General features: G+C 67.6%; 10 protein-coding genes and 2 tRNA genes. All 12 read left to right on the top strand.

Going from position 1 to position 16,356, the window contains the following annotated elements; translation table 11 throughout:
• Positions 1–270: 270 nt before the first annotated feature.
• Positions 271–1,821, top strand: a complete 1,551-nt coding sequence (gene dnaA / locus ABD907_RS11685) for a chromosomal replication initiator protein DnaA (protein ID WP_425555756.1) — start codon at positions 271–273, stop codon at positions 1,819–1,821.
• A gap of 552 nt (positions 1,822–2,373) precedes the next feature.
• Positions 2,374–3,513 carry a DNA polymerase III subunit beta gene (gene dnaN / locus ABD907_RS11680; protein WP_345216432.1) on the top strand — a complete coding sequence of 380 codons (1,140 nt, stop codon included), beginning with the start codon at positions 2,374–2,376 and terminating at the stop codon, positions 3,511–3,513.
• A 94-nt stretch (positions 3,514–3,607) separates the two neighbouring features.
• Complete coding sequence (gene gnd / locus ABD907_RS11675) at positions 3,608–4,543, top strand: phosphogluconate dehydrogenase (NAD(+)-dependent, decarboxylating) (RefSeq protein ID WP_345216431.1); 936 nt, start codon at positions 3,608–3,610, stop codon at positions 4,541–4,543.
• 24 nt (positions 4,544–4,567) lie between these two features.
• Positions 4,568–5,797 carry a DNA replication/repair protein RecF gene (recF, locus tag ABD907_RS11670; protein WP_345216430.1) on the top strand — a complete coding sequence of 410 codons (1,230 nt, stop codon included), beginning with the start codon at positions 4,568–4,570 and terminating at the stop codon, positions 5,795–5,797.
• Positions 5,790–6,416 (top strand): DciA family protein, encoded by a 627-nt coding sequence (locus ABD907_RS11665; RefSeq protein ID WP_345216429.1) that lies wholly within the window; start codon positions 5,790–5,792, stop codon positions 6,414–6,416. The genes recF and ABD907_RS11665 overlap by 8 nt, the downstream gene beginning before the upstream one ends.
• Before the next feature lie 206 nt (positions 6,417–6,622).
• Positions 6,623–8,719, top strand: a complete 2,097-nt coding sequence (gene gyrB, locus ABD907_RS11660) for a DNA topoisomerase (ATP-hydrolyzing) subunit B (RefSeq protein WP_345216428.1) — start codon at positions 6,623–6,625, stop codon at positions 8,717–8,719.
• Between the two features lie 175 nt (positions 8,720–8,894).
• Positions 8,895–11,531, top strand: coding sequence for a DNA gyrase subunit A (gene gyrA / locus ABD907_RS11655; protein WP_345216855.1), 2,637 nt, complete (start codon positions 8,895–8,897; stop codon positions 11,529–11,531).
• Entirely contained in the window at positions 11,528–12,079 is a 552-nt protein-coding gene (locus tag ABD907_RS11650) for a DUF3566 domain-containing protein (RefSeq protein ID WP_345216427.1), read from the top strand. The genes gyrA and ABD907_RS11650 overlap by 4 nt, the downstream gene beginning before the upstream one ends.
• A 234-nt stretch (positions 12,080–12,313) precedes the next feature.
• Positions 12,314–12,387: transfer RNA gene (locus ABD907_RS11645), tRNA-Ile, on the top strand.
• A gap of 49 nt (positions 12,388–12,436) precedes the next feature.
• Complete coding sequence (locus ABD907_RS11640; RefSeq protein ID WP_345216426.1) at positions 12,437–12,574, top strand: DLW-39 family protein; 138 nt, start codon at positions 12,437–12,439, stop codon at positions 12,572–12,574.
• Positions 12,575–12,619: 45 nt separating this feature from the next.
• Positions 12,620–12,695 (top strand) — tRNA-Ala (locus ABD907_RS11635).
• A gap of 465 nt (positions 12,696–13,160) precedes the next feature.
• Positions 13,161–16,356 (top strand): DUF7927 domain-containing protein (locus tag ABD907_RS11630; RefSeq protein WP_345216425.1); only part of this gene is annotated, 3,196 nt, incomplete at its 3' end.

Raw genomic sequence — 16,356 nt, 5'->3', positions numbered from 1 at the left:
CGATGCAAAAGTCTTGCTCACGTCCTCAGAGTCACAGGCACACACACGCGCTCAGTCATGGGCGCACCCGTTGGTCCGTCGAGACGGCCTCATCACGATACGTGAGCGCCGATGGGTGGTCAATCGGCCATGAGCCTCCACACCTGTGGACCGAGCCACATCGCGCGACCGCCCAGGCATGTTCGACGTCGCGGCCGCACGGTCCACAGAAACCGCACGATGTCGCGAAGCTGAACGCCAGATGTCGTACCCACACTTGTGGACAACGGTGTGGACAAGGCACTGTCGTGGGACACTCACACCTTCAGTCTCGTCCTCGGTCGTACCGACGGGCCCACAGTCATCGCGCGGGAGAACCAGTTGCCGGAGAACCAACCGATCACCGATAGCTGGACCCGCGCCGTCGACCTGCTCACGACCCGCGGCGAGATCGGCCGCGCGCAGCTCGCCTTCGTCGGGCTGACCCGGCCCCTGGGTGTCATCGACGGAACCATCCTGCTCGCCGTCCCGAGCGACTTCGCCAAGGACTTCCTCGAGACACGCGCCCGTATCCCGATTACGGAGGCCCTCGCCGAGATCGTGGGCGAGCCCGTCCGTTTCGCCGTGACGGTGGACCCGACGCTGGAGGAGACGGCCACCCCGCCGCCCGACAACGACGACGACAAGAGGAACGAGCAGTCAGCACCGTCCGCCCGCAGCCCGGAGCGCCCTGCCGAGGAGCGGCCCGTCCCGCAGCGCAGCGCGGCTGACCGTGGAAGCTCGGTCGAGGACCACGGCGCCGACTCCGCCCGGCTCAACCCGAAGTACACGTTCGAGACCTTCGTCACGGGCTCTTCGAACCGGTTCGCGCACGCGGCCGCCACCGCCGTCGCCGAGGCGCCGGCCAAGGCATACAACCCACTGTTCATCTACGGCGGCTCGGGGCTGGGCAAGACACACCTGCTCCACGCGATCGGGCACTACGCGCGCAACCTCTACCCGGGCATCCGCGTGCGGTACGTCAACTCCGAAGAGTTCACGAACGACTTCATCAACTCGATCCGGGATGACAAGGCGGAGGTCTTCCAGCGCCGTTACCGCAACGTCGACGTGCTGCTCATCGACGACATCCAGTTCCTGGGCGGCAAGGAGCAGACGGTCGAGGAGTTCTTCCACACCTTCAACTCGTTGCACAACGACAACAAGCAGGTGGTCATCACTTCCGACCTCCCGCCGAAGCAGCTCGAAGGTTTTGAGGACCGGCTGCGCTCGCGTTTCGAATGGGGCCTGCTCACCGATGTCCAACCCCCCGACCTCGAGACCCGTATTGCCATTCTCCGGAAGAAGGCCGTCAACGAGAACCTCCAGGCGTCCCCGGAGGTGCTCGAGTACATCGCTTCCCGGATCTCGACCAACATCCGCGAACTGGAGGGCGCCCTTATCCGGGTGACCGCCTTCGCGAACCTCAACCGCCAGCCGGTCGAGCTGTCCCTGGCGGAGATGGTGCTGAAGGACCTCATCACCGACCCGGAGGGTGAGGACATCACGCCGTCGCTCATCATGAGCCAGACGGCGAACTACTTCTCGATCACGATCGAGGCGCTGTGCTCGGCGGACCGGTCACGGGTACTGGTCAACGCCCGGCAGATCGCCATGTACCTCTGCCGCGAGCTGACCGACCTCTCGCTGCCGAAGATCGGTCAGCTCTTCGGCGGCCGCGACCACACGACCGTCATGCATGCGAACCGCAAGATCCGCGAGCAGATGGCCGAGAAGCGTTCCACCTTCAACCAGGTCACCGAGCTGACCAACCGGATCAAGCAGAAGGCCCGCAGCGCCTGAGCAGGCCGCCGAGCGCCTGACCGAACCACATAGCGGTCCCGTCCCGACCCGTTGAACGAGACGGGGGTTGCCAAGGCACCGTCTCAAGGAGTACGGGATGCACAGTTGTGCACAACGCTGTGGACGGACGTGGACAAGTGCCCCCGGCCCGGTGGACGAATGACAACAGTGCGGTGGACGGCAGCTGAGCATCACCGATGAATCCACTGCCAGCGGCCGTCGCCCACAGTTGCGGCCACTGTCCCGCCCACACCACCGTCACCCACGTGACCTGCGACGACGGCTGATCTCCACAGAGTCCACAACCGCTATGACGATGATGACTCTTGTCATGAGGGATTGATGTGGAGAACCACCAAGGCTCGGTCTGCCCTGGAATGACACGTTCGCGGGCGACGAGTGACATGCTGTCGGCAGTCATCGTGCTGCGGCGCACCGACATCTGGGTGATCGGCCTACCAAGGGATTGGTTCCCTCGCATAAGGTTGCTCTGCGCCGCTGTCACCTGGGGCGCACCGCGCGGGCACCATCGTCGAGAGAAGGTCATCCATCGTGAAGTTTCGGGTCGAACGTGACGTCCTGACCGAGGCTGTCACCTGGACGGCACGCTCCCTCCCGACACGTCCGCCGGTTCCCGTGCTCGCCGGGGTCCGCCTCGAGGCCGCCTCCGAAGGCTCGCTCACCCTGTCGAGCTTCGACTACGAGGTCTCCGCCCGTTCCGAGACGGCGGCCGAGGTCGACAGCGGCGGCGTCGTGCTCGTCTCCGGTCGCCTGCTCGCCGACATCTGCAAGGCCCTGCCTGCCAAGCCGGTCGACGTCGAGCTCGACGGCTCCAAGGTCGTCCTCACCTGCGGGGCCTCTCGATTCACGCTGCTGACCATGCCCGTCGACGACTATCCGGCCCTGCCCGAGATGCCCGCGGTCACCGGCAGCGTCGATGCGGACGTGCTCACCGAGGCGGTCGCGCAGGTCACCATCGCCGCGAGCCGCGACGAGACATTGCCGCTGCTCACCGGCGTCCGGGTGGAGATCGAGGACGAGAAGATCACCTTGCTGGCGACCGACCGCTATCGGCTGGCGATGCGGGAGCTCACCTGGCAACCAGCCACGCCGTCATTCTCGTCATCCGCGTTGGTGCGGGCCCGGACGTTGTCCGACGTGGCGAAGTCCATGACGTCCGCCGGCTCGGTCGACGTCGCCCTCGCCACCGACGACGCCGCCGGACCGTCCGCTCTCGTCGGCTTCGAGGCGGGTGGCCGTCGGACGACGTCTCTGCTCGTCGAGGGCGACTATCCACCGGTGCGTCGCCTCTTCCCGGACTCGACGACGTCCCACGCCGTCGTGGACACCCAACAGCTCATCGGCGCCGCCCGCCGCGTCAGCCTCGTCGCCGAGCGGAACACACCGGTGCGGCTGTCCTTCAGCGAGGGCCAGGTGGTGCTCGAGGCCGGTCAGGGCGACGACGCACAAGCGTCCGAGGCTCTGGAGGCGTCGTTCACCGGTGAGCCGATCACCACCGCGTTCAACCCGTTCTACCTCCTCGACGGGTTGCAGGCGCTGTCGACCCGATTCACCCGCCTGTCGTTCACGCACGCGTCGAAGCCGGCCGTGATGACCGGGCAGGCGGAGCTCGAGGGCGACGACGACTCGGCGTTCCGCTATCTGCTCATGCCCATCCGATTCGCTGGCTGACGCCGGCCGCCCCATCCTGGGTCGTACGGACAGCCACGAGATACCGCGCCTGGCCATCCCGGTCACCGGGCGGCCGGGCGGAGAGAGGGATCAGATGCACATCGGCATGGTGGGCCTCGGCCGCATGGGCGGGAACATGATGGAGCGGCTCCGCGCCGCCGGAATCACCGTCACCGGCTACGACGCCAATCCGGAGAACAGCGAGGTTCCGACGCTCAGCGAGTTCGTGGCCACGCTGCCGCAGCCACGACGGGCGATCTGGATCATGGTCCCCGCCGGCGATCCGACCACGGCGGTTCTCAACGAGCTCGCCGGGCTCCTCGACGAGGGGGACGTTGTCGTCGAGGGCGGCAACTCCCACTTCGAGCGGGACCAGGAGAACGCCGCCATGCTCTTCGAGAAGGGCATCCGCTACGTCGACGTCGGTGTCTCAGGTGGCATCTGGGGCCGGGACAACGGTTATGGGCTCATGGCCGGCGGAGACCAGGAGGACATCGAGCACCTGCTCCCGGTCTTCGACGCACTCCGACCCGAAGGACCGCGTGAAGAGGGCTTCGTGCACGCCGGGCCGGTCGGGGCCGGGCACTACTCGAAGATGGTCCACAACGGCATCGAGTACGGCCTCATGCAGGCCTACGCCGAGGGGTACCAGCTCCTCGAGGCGCGTGACGACCTCATCCCCGACGTCGGTGCCGTCTTCGGCGCGTGGCGTCGTGGCACGGTGGTGCGCTCCTGGCTGCTCGACCTCATGGTCCGAGCGGTGAAGGAGGACCCGGGCCTGGACGACATCAGAGGATGGGTCGAAGACTCGGGCGAGGGCCGGTGGACGATCGTCGAAGCGATCGACGGCGCCGTCCCGGTGCCGGTGATCTCCGGCGCACTCTTCGCACGCTTCAGCTCGCGCCAACCGAACTCCCCGGCCATGCGAGCGGTGGCGGCCCTGAGGAAGCAGTTCGGCGGCCACGCGGTCAGGTCCGCGGAGGAGCAGGGGGCAGCCGGTACGCCGGATCCGGCAGCGAGCGACGAGTAGAACGACGGACACAGGAGGGCGCGGATGTACGTCTCGGATCTCGCCCTCGACGACTTCCGGTCCTACGACGAGCTGGTTCTCAGCATCGACGAGGGTGTGACCGCGTTCGTCGGGCCGAACGGGCAGGGCAAGACCAACCTGGTCGAGGCGGTCGCGTACCTCTCGACGTTCTCCAGCCACCGGGTAGCGGCCGACGCTGCACTCGTCCGGCAGGGCGCCGACGGTGCCGTGGTGCGAGCCAAGGTGGTGCACGGCGACCGGCCGACCGTCGTCGAGTTGGAGGTCGTGGCAGGCAAGGCGAACCGGGCACGGCTCAACCGCTCGCCCGCCAAGCCGCGGGATGTCCTCGGCGTGCTGCGCACGGTGGTGTTCGCCCCCGAGGACCTCGACCTCGTCAAGGGCGACCCGGGCCAGCGGCGGCGCTTTCTGGACGAGCTGGCCGTGCTGCTCTCCCCGCGACTGGGGGCGCTGCGCAGCGAGTATGACAAGGTGCTGCGGCAGCGGGTCGCGCTGCTCAAGTCCGCCGCGACCGCCCGGCGGCGCGGTGCGTCTTTCGACCTGAGCACCCTGGACGTCTGGGACGGTCAGCTCGCCGACGCCGGTGCCCAGCTGGTGACGGCGAGAGCGGACCTGGTCCGCCGGCTTCGTCCGTACGTGGGCGCCGCCTACGAGCAGGTCAGCGCCGGGGACGGGGCCGCACGGATCGACTACCGCGCGAGCATCGACGTCGTGGACGAGGCCCCCGATCCTGGGCCCGAGCTGCTGGGCCGCGTTGGCGAGGCGGGCGAGACCGCCAGGGCTGCGGTTGCCGACCGGGAGGCTTTGTTGCTGGACACGGTCGCCGTGCGTACCCGCATGCTCGAGGCGATGGAACGCCTTCGCGATCGCGAGATCGAGCGGGGCGTCGCCCTGGTGGGGCCGCATCGCGATGACCTGATCCTCACGCTCGGGACGCTGCCTGCGCGCGGTTACGCCAGCCACGGCGAGTCCTGGTCGTACGCGCTCGCGCTGCGCCTGGCCTCTTACGAGCTGTTGCGCGACGACGACACCTCACCCTGGGGCCCCGACGGCGAACCTGTCCTCGTCCTCGACGACGTGTTCGCCGAGCTCGATTCCCGACGGCGAGACCGGCTGGCGGGCATGGTCGCGGGCGCCCAGCAGGTGCTGATCACAGCTGCGGTGGCCGAAGACGTGCCCGAGAGCCTGTCCGGGGCGCGGTTCGACGTCCGGGACGGGCAGGTGACCCGTGTCTGAGAACAAGAAGGCCGCACCCGGGGCCGACGAGGACCTCGACCGCGACGCCGTCGCCCGGATCGCGCTCGAGCGGGCCCGGGAGGCCGCCCGTGCCAAGGGCCTGCGACGCACGTCCCGACGGCGGTCGCAGGAGTCTGGTGGTTCCGATGCGGGTGGCACGGCCGCCCGGGGTGACGAGGAGCGAGACGAGGCGGCCGGCGGTCGCCGCAGGTGGCGCCCCGGTCCGGGACTCGGGTACGGCATCAGCGGCCCAGGACCGTCACGCCGGGATCCACAGTCGCTCGGCGGAATCGCCAACCGGATGCTCGCCGAACGCGGTTGGACGGTGCCGCTGAGCGTGGGTGGCGTGGTCGGGCGATGGCGGGAGGTGGTCGGCGACCAGGTCGCCGACCACTGCGAGGTGGAGACCTTCGACGACGGCGCCCTGGTCCTGCGCACCACGTCGACGGCTTGGGCGACTCAGGTGCGCCTGCTCATGCCGCAGCTGGAGCGGCGGTTGGCCGAGGAGGTCGGCGAGGGCGTGGTCACCTCGATCACGGTCCTGGGGCCCGGTGGGCCGAGCTGGAAGCACGGGCGTCGTTCGGTGCGCGGTCGAGGGCCCCGTGACACCTACGGCTGAGCTCGTCCAGTGGTGTTTCCACAGGGCGACACGACCCTGTGGAGGAACCTGTGGATATTCGTTGTTTACGGCTCGGCGCTGTAGAATGGACCGACCCGCCCAACGAGACGCCGCCGTGCGTCCATGGGTTCATGCGGTGGCCCCCCACCCCGGCATCCGCCCAGGTGGCGGGGCAACGCGCCCGCGAGACGAGGAGAGCCTACGACGTGGCTGACCACCGTGCCGAAGCTGCCGAGACAACTGACACCACAGCCGTACCACCGGCAGAAGCGGCACCATCGGTAGCCACCCCTGGCACCGTACCGACCGACCAGGCCTACGGCGCCGAGAACATCACCGTCCTCGAGGGCCTCGAGGCCGTCCGCAAGCGGCCCGGGATGTACATCGGATCGACCGGTGAGCGCGGCCTGCACCACCTGGTCACCGAGGTCGTCGACAACGCCGTCGACGAGGCCCTCGCCGGGTACTGCGACCACATCGAGGTCACGATCCTCGCCGACGGTGGGATACGCGTGGTGGACAACGGTCGCGGCATCCCGGTCGGCATCATTGAATCCGAGGGCAAGCCCGCCGTCGAGGTCGTGCTCACCGTCCTGCACGCCGGCGGCAAGTTCGGAGGCGGGGGCTACGCGGTCTCCGGCGGCCTCCACGGCGTCGGCGTCTCCGTCGTCAACGCACTCTCGCACCGGCTGCAGGTCGACATCTGCACCGACGGCTTCACCTGGCACATGGGCTTCGTCGACGGCGTCCCCACCGGCGAGCTGACCAGAGGTGAGCCCACCGAGGAGACCGGCACCACGGTCACCTTCTGGGCCAACGACGAGATCTTCGAGACCACGGACTACAACTTCGAGACGCTGCGTACCAGGTTCCAGCAGTACGCCTTCCTCAACAAGGGCCTGCGCATCTCGCTCTTCGACGAGCGGCCCGGGGTCACGGACGCCGGCGACGAGATCACCGGCGACGACGCCGGCACCTCGGACGACCCCAGGGCCGACCACCGAGAGGTGAGCTACCGCTACGACCGTGGCCTCGAGGACTACGTCGAGCACATCAACCGCACCAAAAAGGTGGACGTCATCCACCCCGACATCATCTCGCTGGAGGCCGAGGACACCGAGCGGAAGATCTCCATCGAGATCGCGATGCAGTGGACCACCGCCTTCTCCGAGTCGGTCCACACCTACGCGAACACGATCAACACCACCGAGGGCGGCACCCACGAGGAGGGCTTCCGCGCGGCGCTGACCTCCCTGATGAACAAGTACGCGCGAGACAAGGGGATGCTCCGGGAGAAGGACGACAACCTCCTCGGCGACGACATCCGGGAGGGCCTCACCGCCGTCATCTCCATCAAGCTCGGCGAGCCGCAGTTCGAGGGCCAGACCAAGACCAAGCTCGGCAACACCGAGGCGCGCACGTTTGTCCAGAGCCAGCTCTACAGCCACCTCGGTGACTGGCTCGACTCGCACCCGAGCGAGGCGAAGGACATCTTCCGCAAGTCCCAGCAGGCCGCCGCCGCCCGCCTCGCCGCGCGCAAGGCGCGTGAGGCGACCAGACGCAAGGGGTTGCTGGAGTCGGCATCCATGCCGGGCAAGCTCAAGGACTGCTCGAGCCGTGACGCGACGATCTCGGAGATCTTCCTCGTCGAGGGTGACTCGGCCGGCGGTTCCGCCGTCCAGGGCCGTGACCCCGAGCGCCAGGCGATCCTGCCCTTGCGCGGCAAGATCCTCAACGTCGAGAAGGCGCGGCTCGACCGCGCCCTCGGCAACGCCGAGATCCAGGCGCTCATCACCGCGTTCGGTACCGGCATCGCCGAGGACTTCGACATCGCCAAGCTGAGGTACTACAAGATCGTGCTCATGGCGGACGCCGACGTCGACGGCCAGCACATCGCGACACTGTTGCTCACGCTGCTGTTCCGGTACATGAAGCCGTTGGTCGAACGCGGGCACGTCTACCTGGCGCAGCCGCCGCTGTACCGACTCAAGTGGACAAACGCCGACCACGAGTACGTCTACTCCGACCGGGAGAAGGACGCCTTCCTCGCCGAGGGCGCCCGTGCCGGCAGGCGCCTGCCCAAGGACGGCGGCATCCAGCGGTACAAGGGCCTCGGCGAGATGAACGACCAGGAACTCTGGGAGACCACGATGAACCCGGAGACCCGCACCCTGCGCCAGGTCACCATCGAGGACGCCGCGGCGGCCGACGAGATGTTCTCCGTCCTCATGGGCGAGGACGTGGAGTCCCGCCGGAGCTTCATCCAGCGAAACGCCCACGACGTGCGGTTCCTCGACATATGAGGAGCGAGCGCCAGCGAGCACCGCAGATATGTCGGCGTGGGCACGGCCATATGACGGGCGCAGCTTGCGACCACCGCCACATGTCGACATGGGTACAGCCATCTGAGAAGACTGAGAGACACCAGTGACGCAGCCCCCCACCGGCGACACGCCAACCGGACAGCCCCAGGACGGCGTGGACGACGAGGTCGTCGCCGTGCGCGACCGCATCGAGCGGGTCGACCTCCAGGTCGAGATGCAGCGGTCCTACCTGGATTACGCGATGTCGGTCATCGTCTCTCGCGCCCTGCCGGACGTGCGTGACGGGCTGAAGCCCGTCCACCGCCGCGTCCTGTACGCGATGTACGACGGCGGCTACCGGCCGGACTCGAGCTTCTCCAAGTGCTCCCGCGTCGTCGGTGACGTGATGGGGCACTACCACCCGCACGGCGACACGGCGATCTACGACGCCCTCGTCCGGCTGGTGCAGCCGTGGGCCATGCGGCACCCGCTCGTGAGCGGACAGGGCAACTTCGGCTCCCCCGGAAACCTGGGCGCCGCCGCGCCGCGGTACACCGAGTGCAAGATGGCGCCGCTGGCCCTGGAGATGGTCCGGGACATCGACGCCGAGACGGTCGACTTCCAGGACAACTACGACGGCCGGTCGCGCGAGCCGTCCGTCCTGCCGGCGCGGTTCCCGAACCTGCTCGTCAACGGGTCCGAGGGCATCGCCGTCGGGATGGCCACCCGCATCCCGCCGCACAACCTGCGCGAGGTGGCCGACGGCGTGCAGTGGTTCCTGGACAACCCGGACGCCTCGAAGGAGGAGCTCCTCGGCGAGCTCATGCTCCGGATCAAGGGCCCGGACTTCCCGACCGCATCGACAATCCTCGGCACGCGCGGCATCGAGGAGATGTACCGCACCGGGCGGGGTTCCATTACCCAGCGCGCGGTCGTCGAGGTCGACGAGATCCAGGGTCGCCAGTGCCTCGTCGTCAGCGAGCTGCCGTACCAGGTCAACCCGGACCGCCTCGCGGAGCGCATCGTCGAGGGAGTGCGTGACGGTCGGCTCTCCGGCATCGCCGACCTGCGTGACGAGTCCTCCGGGCGTAACGGCCAGAAGCTTGTCATCGTGCTCAAGCGTGACGCCGTCGCCAAGGTCGTGCTGAACAACCTGTACAAGCACACCCAGTTGCAGGAAAACTTCCCGGCCAACATGCTCGCGCTGGTCGACGGCGTGCCCCGCACGCTCAGCCTCGACGGGTTCGTGCGCCACTGGGTCAATCACCAGATCGATGTCATCGTCCGCCGCACCCGGTACAAGCTGCGCAAGGCCGAAGAACGCATCCACATCCTGCGCGGTCTGCTGAAGGCGCTGGACGCGCTCGACGACGTCATCGCCCTGATCCGTCGCTCCCCGACGGTCGACGAGGCGCGCAGCGGCCTGATGGACCTGCTGGAGATCGATCAGACCCAGTCCGAGGCCATCCTCACGATGCAGCTGCGCCGCCTGGCAGCACTCGAGCGGCAGAAGATCGTCGACGAGTACGAGGCTCTCGAGGCCGAGATCGCGGACTACCACGACATCCTGGCCTCGCCCCCGCGCCAGCGCAGGATCGTGGGCGAGGAGCTCGAGGGCATCGTCGGCAAGTACGGCAACGAGCGGCGCACCACGATCCTGCCGTTCCACGGTGAGATGAGCATCGAGGACCTCATCCCCGAGGAGGACGTGGTCGTCACCATCACGCGCGGCGGGTACGCCAAGCGGACCCGGGTGGACAGCTACCGCTCCCAGCGCCGCGGCGGCAAGGGCGTGCGTGGCGCTCAGCTGCGTGAGGACGATGTCGTCGACCACTTCGGGATCACGACGACGCACCACTGGTTGCTCTTCTTCACCAACCGGGGGCGGGTCTACCGCGCGAAGGCGTACGAGCTCCCCGAGGGCGGGCGTGACGCCAAGGGTCAGCACGTCGCCAACATGCTCGCCTTCCAGCCGGGAGAGACCATCGCGCAGGTGGTCCCGCTGCGGGACTACGAACAGAGTGAGTACCTCGTCCTCGCCACCCAGCGCGGACTGGTCAAGAAGACACGTCTGCGCGAGTACGACTCGAACCGCAGCGGCGGTGTCATCGGCATCAACCTGCGCGAGGACGAGGACGGTGTCCCCGACCGCGTCATCGCCGCTCGGCTGATCAACTCGGACGACGACCTCCTGCTCGTGTCCAAGAAGGGCCAGTCGCTGCGGTTCACCGCGAGCGACGATGCCCTGCGCCCGATGGGCCGGCCGACCTCCGGCGTGACCGGCATGAAGTTCCGCGAGGGTGACGAGCTGCTCGCCATGGAGGTCGTCCGGGACGACTCGCAGGTCTTCGTGGTGACCGAGGGCGGCTTCGCCAAGCGCACCTCCGTCTCCGAGTACCGGGTCCAGGGACGCGGCGGGCTCGGCATCAAGGTCGCCAATCTCGTCGAGGCACGTGGTGACCTGGTCGGCACGCTGATCGTGACCGACGAGGACGAGGTGCTGGTCATCATGAGCGGCGGGAAGGTGGTCCGCTCCGCCGTCGCCGAGGTCAACCTCACCGGGCGAAACACCCAGGGCGTGACGTTCGCCCGCCCGGACAAGGGCGACCGGATCATCGCCGTTGCCCGCAACATCGAACGACAGGTCGATGCCGAGGTCGGCGTGCCGGACACGGCCGACGACGCCACCGCGAACACCCCCACGTCCGGAACCTCGCCCTCGGAGACGGAAGAGGTACCGTCCTCGGTGAACGACTCGGAGACTGGACCGCAGAGCTCGGACGCGGAGCGCGATGACGGAGGAGACGCATGAGTAGCACTCCAGAGGGCGTGAACGCGCCCCCTCCCCCTCCCGGGGAGCCGGATCCGTCGCGCACGCAGACGCTGCGCACCGACCTGTCCGAGCGGATCGGCCGCGGCGACTCCTATGACAGCGGTGCGGGCACCGGTTCCGGACCGGCGAACGCCCAACTTGGTTCCCAGGCCCAGCCCGTCGCGGCCGGACCCCGCCGGGTCCGTCTGGCCGTCTCGCGCGTCGATCCGTGGTCCGCGATGAAGCTGTCGTTCCTGCTCTCGGTGGCGATCGGGATCATGATCGTCATCGCGGTGGCACTGGTCTGGTTCGTGCTGGACGCCATGGCGGTGTTCGCCTCGATCGAGGAGCTCCTCATCTCGATCGGGTCCGAGCAGTTCCTCGAGCTGATGGACTACGTGGCGTTCGACCGGGTGATGTCCTTCGCGACGATCGTGGCGGTCTTCGACGTCCTCCTGCTGACTGCACTCGGGACGATCATGGCGTTCCTCTACAACATCACCGCCGCCCTCGTCGGCGGCCTGCACCTCACGCTGACGGACGACTGACCGGCCGGTTTGTTGCCACGAGGGCTACTCGAAACGCCGAGGGCTACCGTTGCAACTGCAGCCTTCGGTGCTGCCTGTAGCCCTCGCTGTGCCGGGGTCCGCAGCCGCGCCGCCCACCGCCAGTGAGACTGGTCACCTGGCTCTCATCCCGTTTGGGGCGCCCGGTAACCCTGGGATAGTCTTGCTCGGCGCCCAACACGCACGCCCCGAGACCTGGTGGTTCGCAGGGGTGCGGGGCCTATAGCTCAGACGGTTAGAGCGCTTCCCTGATAAGGAAGAGGTCGCTGGTTCGAGTCCAGCTAGGCCCACTCGTCATGCCCTTCCGGACCGCCGGTCGGGCCGACACCGGAGGTCGCTGTGAAGAAGGCACTGCTGCTGGCCACTGCCGCCGTCGCCGGATACGTGGCGTGGATCAAGGTCCGCCAGGACCGCGAGGAACGCGACCTGTGGGCAGAGGTCACGGACAGCTTCGGCGAGAAACCGCCCCGCCGCTGATCGCGTAGCATTCTTTCTGATCTACCGGCGCCGTACGGCGCAACCGGGGCCATGGCGCAATTGGTAGCGCACCTGCTTTGCAAGCAGGGGGTTACGGGTTCGAGTCCCGTTGGCTCCACCAGACGACCCGCGTACGCGACGACGACCGAGGCACGTGGAACGTCGGGCCGCCATCCTCACCGCGTCCTGGGGTCAGTCGGGCGCGCCTTGGCTCAGTCGAACTACCAGGCTTCTCCACGTGACTCAGAAGTCCCCTCCGCAAGGTCCTCGCATGGTCGCGGGCCTCGTCCTCGCGGAGACATCCAAAAACCTGCTTCGCGGGCCTTTCGCCTCCGCTTGACGCCGCAAACGGGGACGCCCGTCCCCGTGGACCAATGGGTGGACCAAAGCCCGATGGTGAGCCCACTTCTTCTAGGCGATTCTGCGGATTGCTGCTAAACCTCCGGGAGGGGGGCAATCCGCGTGCGGCGGTGCGACCACCGGTGACCGAACCGAGTGAGTGTCGTGAAGGAGTTGCGGACCAATGAGTTCCAGCAGCAGGCAAGAGAATTCGCCGTACCGAGCGGGGCCGGGCGGAGCGGCAGTCGTGGCGACCGACAGGACTGGCTCGCCCGCGCGGCTCGCCGCAGTCCTCGCCGTCGTGGTCGCGCTCGTGATGAGCATCGCGCTCATCGCGCCGTCGGCCCGAGCAGCCACGGAGGCTCCGACCACCGACGTCACCGGGTCCGGTGCCGAGCCGGCGCAGGACGCGAACGCGGCCAACTCGGCCGCTACGGACGCGCTGGCCGAGGGGTCCGAGGACTCTGGTCCGAGTACCGACGCGCCCTCCGAAGAGACTCAGCAGCCCGCCCCTTCGAGCGACACCCCCGCGTCAGAGGGAGACGAGTCGAGCGAAGAACCGTCGACCGAGACGGCGACGAGCCCGCGCGCGGAAGCGCAGACGACTGAGCCGACGGACGGCACCGAGGAGCCGGCCGAGCAGGCGTCGACCTCCGAGGTCGCGCCGCTCGCCGCCGACGAGGCGGAGGTGCTGGCGGCCTCGCCGGAGTACGAGATCAACGGATCATGGGTGAACAACCCGACAACCATCGCGCGAGGGAATCCCGTGGTGGCCGAGTGGCGGGTCAACGTCAACGACGCCAACATGCCTCCGAGCAACGACCCCGTCGACGACGTCACGGCTACGTTCTCGCTCGAGAAGGCGATCTTCGACGGGATCCCGGACATCTGCCTAACCGAGGGAGTCACCACTCCGTCGAGCATCTCCGCGGACGGCATGACCCTGACCTGCAACTTCGGCACCGTCAACATGGGCACCGCACTGGTGGTGCAGACATCGGTGGTGGCCACCGGCGTGACGGGCGAAGAGGTCGCGATGGTGGGCACCTCCCCGAGCGGTGAGACCCGCACCCTGCCCCGGATCCCGATCCAGAACTCGTTCGACATGGATCTCCAGCTGGGTCAGAACACCCGGGTCTACACCTGGGACGTCCCCGACTACACCGAGGTGGATGCGGACGTCCAGTGGTCGCTTCGGCTCGGCAAGGGCTCGGACCCCGGACCCAACACGGCGCAGTACCGGCTCACCGTGACCGAACAGTACGGGTCTCCCGTCAGCGTCGGCACACACGCGGTGACGCCCGAGGTCGGGTGCACACGGTTCGACTACGGCAGCAACGACGATCACCCGTGGTCGAGGTCAGACATCGCCGCCTCGAACCCGCGGAACACGTCCTTCGTCGGTGACTGCAGCCTCGCTCCGGTGCCTGGCGAGCCGGGCGTGTTCCTCCTGACGTTGACGGACATCAACTACGACCTGCTCAACACGCCCGACAGCTCTTCGAACGGCACGGCGTTGCCGACCGACTGGAACTACATCGCCAGCGGGTCGTTGTGGTTCCACGCGCAGACCAACCGGAGCGGGTCGTTCACCGTCGACGTCGACCCGGTGACCTACACGTCTTCCGGTCCGATCGAGCAGACTTCCGACGACCTCGTCGAAAACAACACGACGAACAAGTCGTTCTTCGTCCCCGGCAGTGGACATGCGGCATGGCATCGCGCCTACACCGGCTCGGGCGGCAACCGCAACGACAACACGTACGAGGTCTCGGCGGGAACATCGGTGCGGCAGTACGTCAACAACAACGGCTTCAACACCGACCCGCCGCCGACCACGCAGTGGGGCAACTGCCTGGCGCTCGACACGGCGTATGTGACGCTCGCGGACGCCGATCCGTTCGGAGCCGTCGACGTCATCGGCACAGTGCTCGGGGAAGGCAGCCAGGTCATCGAGTCGCTTCCGGACGGGATGAGGCTGGAGTACTACGTGGGCAACGACGCGTCCGTCACGCCGGGAAGCGGGCAGTACGACCCGAACGCGTTCGTCTGTGACGGGGCGACCGGTTGGACCGCCACGCCGGCGAGCCTGGCGGACGCCAAGGCGGTCCGGATCGTCTACCCGCACTCGGCGTTCGACGCTGCAGATGCAAGTCTTTTCCAGCTGCGGGCCCACACTGACATCAACGAGAACGTGGACGTGGGGCAGGACGTCTGGATGTTCGGCTCCATCAACCGTGGCGGAGCTTGGATCGGTCCGGACGGAGGCGCCGCGGTGTCGACGCCTGACTCCCGCTACGCCAGCACGACGAACATGCGCGACGTCGTGCGCATCATCTCGGCTCAGCCGTATATCGAGAAGGCGGCTGCTGCAGCGACGGTGACCCCGGGTGTGCCGGCGGACTTCATGTTGACGTACTCGGCGAATGGTTCGGGGATCATCCCGGACGCGGTCGACGACTACGAGATCGTTGACACGTTGCCGTTGGAGATGAGGTATGAGCCGGGTTCGGCGATGTGCGGGCCTGAGGATGCGGCGGTGGCGTGTGATCCGGCGGTGACGCTGGATGCTCAGGGTCGTCAGGTGCTGACGTGGACGTTGGACGGTGTGGCGACGAACGAGCCGCACGAGCTGAGGTATCAGGCGTTCGCGGAGGCGGATGTGGAGCCGGGCACGCAGCTGACGAACACGGCGGTGTCGTCTTATGGCGGTGAGTCCTCGGGGCCGGCCAGAGAGACGGTGACGACGACGAACAATGGTTATACGACGATTTTGAAGACGGCGGATGTGGAGTTCATCCCGAACCAGAATGGTGATGGGGTGGGCACGGGTTCGTGGACGGTGGAGATCGAGTCGAATGATCCGCAGTCGCAGTCGTTCACGGACACGATCGACATCTTGCCGTATGTGGGTGATCAGCGCGGGACCGCGTTCTCGGGTGACTACAGCCTCGACGATGTGGTGCTGAACAATGGTGGGACGGTGTATTACACCGACGCCGACGTTGCGGATTTGTCTGACGACCCGGCGGATGCGTCGAACGGTGCGGCCGGCACCATCGCGGGTAACACGGTGGGCTGGTCGACCACGAAGCCGGCGGATCCGACGGCGATCCGAGTGATTGGTGGTGAGCTGGTCTCTGGTGGGTCGTTCTCCTTCCAGGTGGTGATCACCACCCAGGACGCGCAGCCGCAGGATGTGTATGTGAACTCGGCGCAGGCGCGGGCGGAGCACACCGAGCTGGTGATGCGCACGTCGGCGGCGCTGGTGGTCACGGACTACACGGTGGCGAAGTCGGCGAACCCGGAGTCCGGGTCGACGGTGCGGCCGGGTGAGACGATCGAGTACACGGTCGCGGTCACTCAGGAGGGTCCGGTGCCCGCGGGTGCGTGGTTCACCGATGACCTGACCGAGGACGTGCTCGATGACGCGGTCTACAACG

The sequence above is a fragment of the Georgenia halophila genome (assembly GCF_039541595.1).
The sequence above is the reverse complement of the archived record's forward strand: the minus strand, read 5'-3'. Positions and strand labels throughout refer to the sequence as shown.

Coding starts and splice junctions, on each gene's coding strand:
- ABD907_RS11650 (WP_345216427.1), top strand. CDS start 11,528: ATGAGTAGCACTCCAGAGGGCGTGAACGCGCCCCCTCCCCCTCCCGGG.
- recF (WP_345216430.1), top strand. CDS start 4,568: ATGTACGTCTCGGATCTCGCCCTCGACGACTTCCGGTCCTACGACGAG.
- gnd (WP_345216431.1), top strand. CDS start 3,608: ATGCACATCGGCATGGTGGGCCTCGGCCGCATGGGCGGGAACATGATG.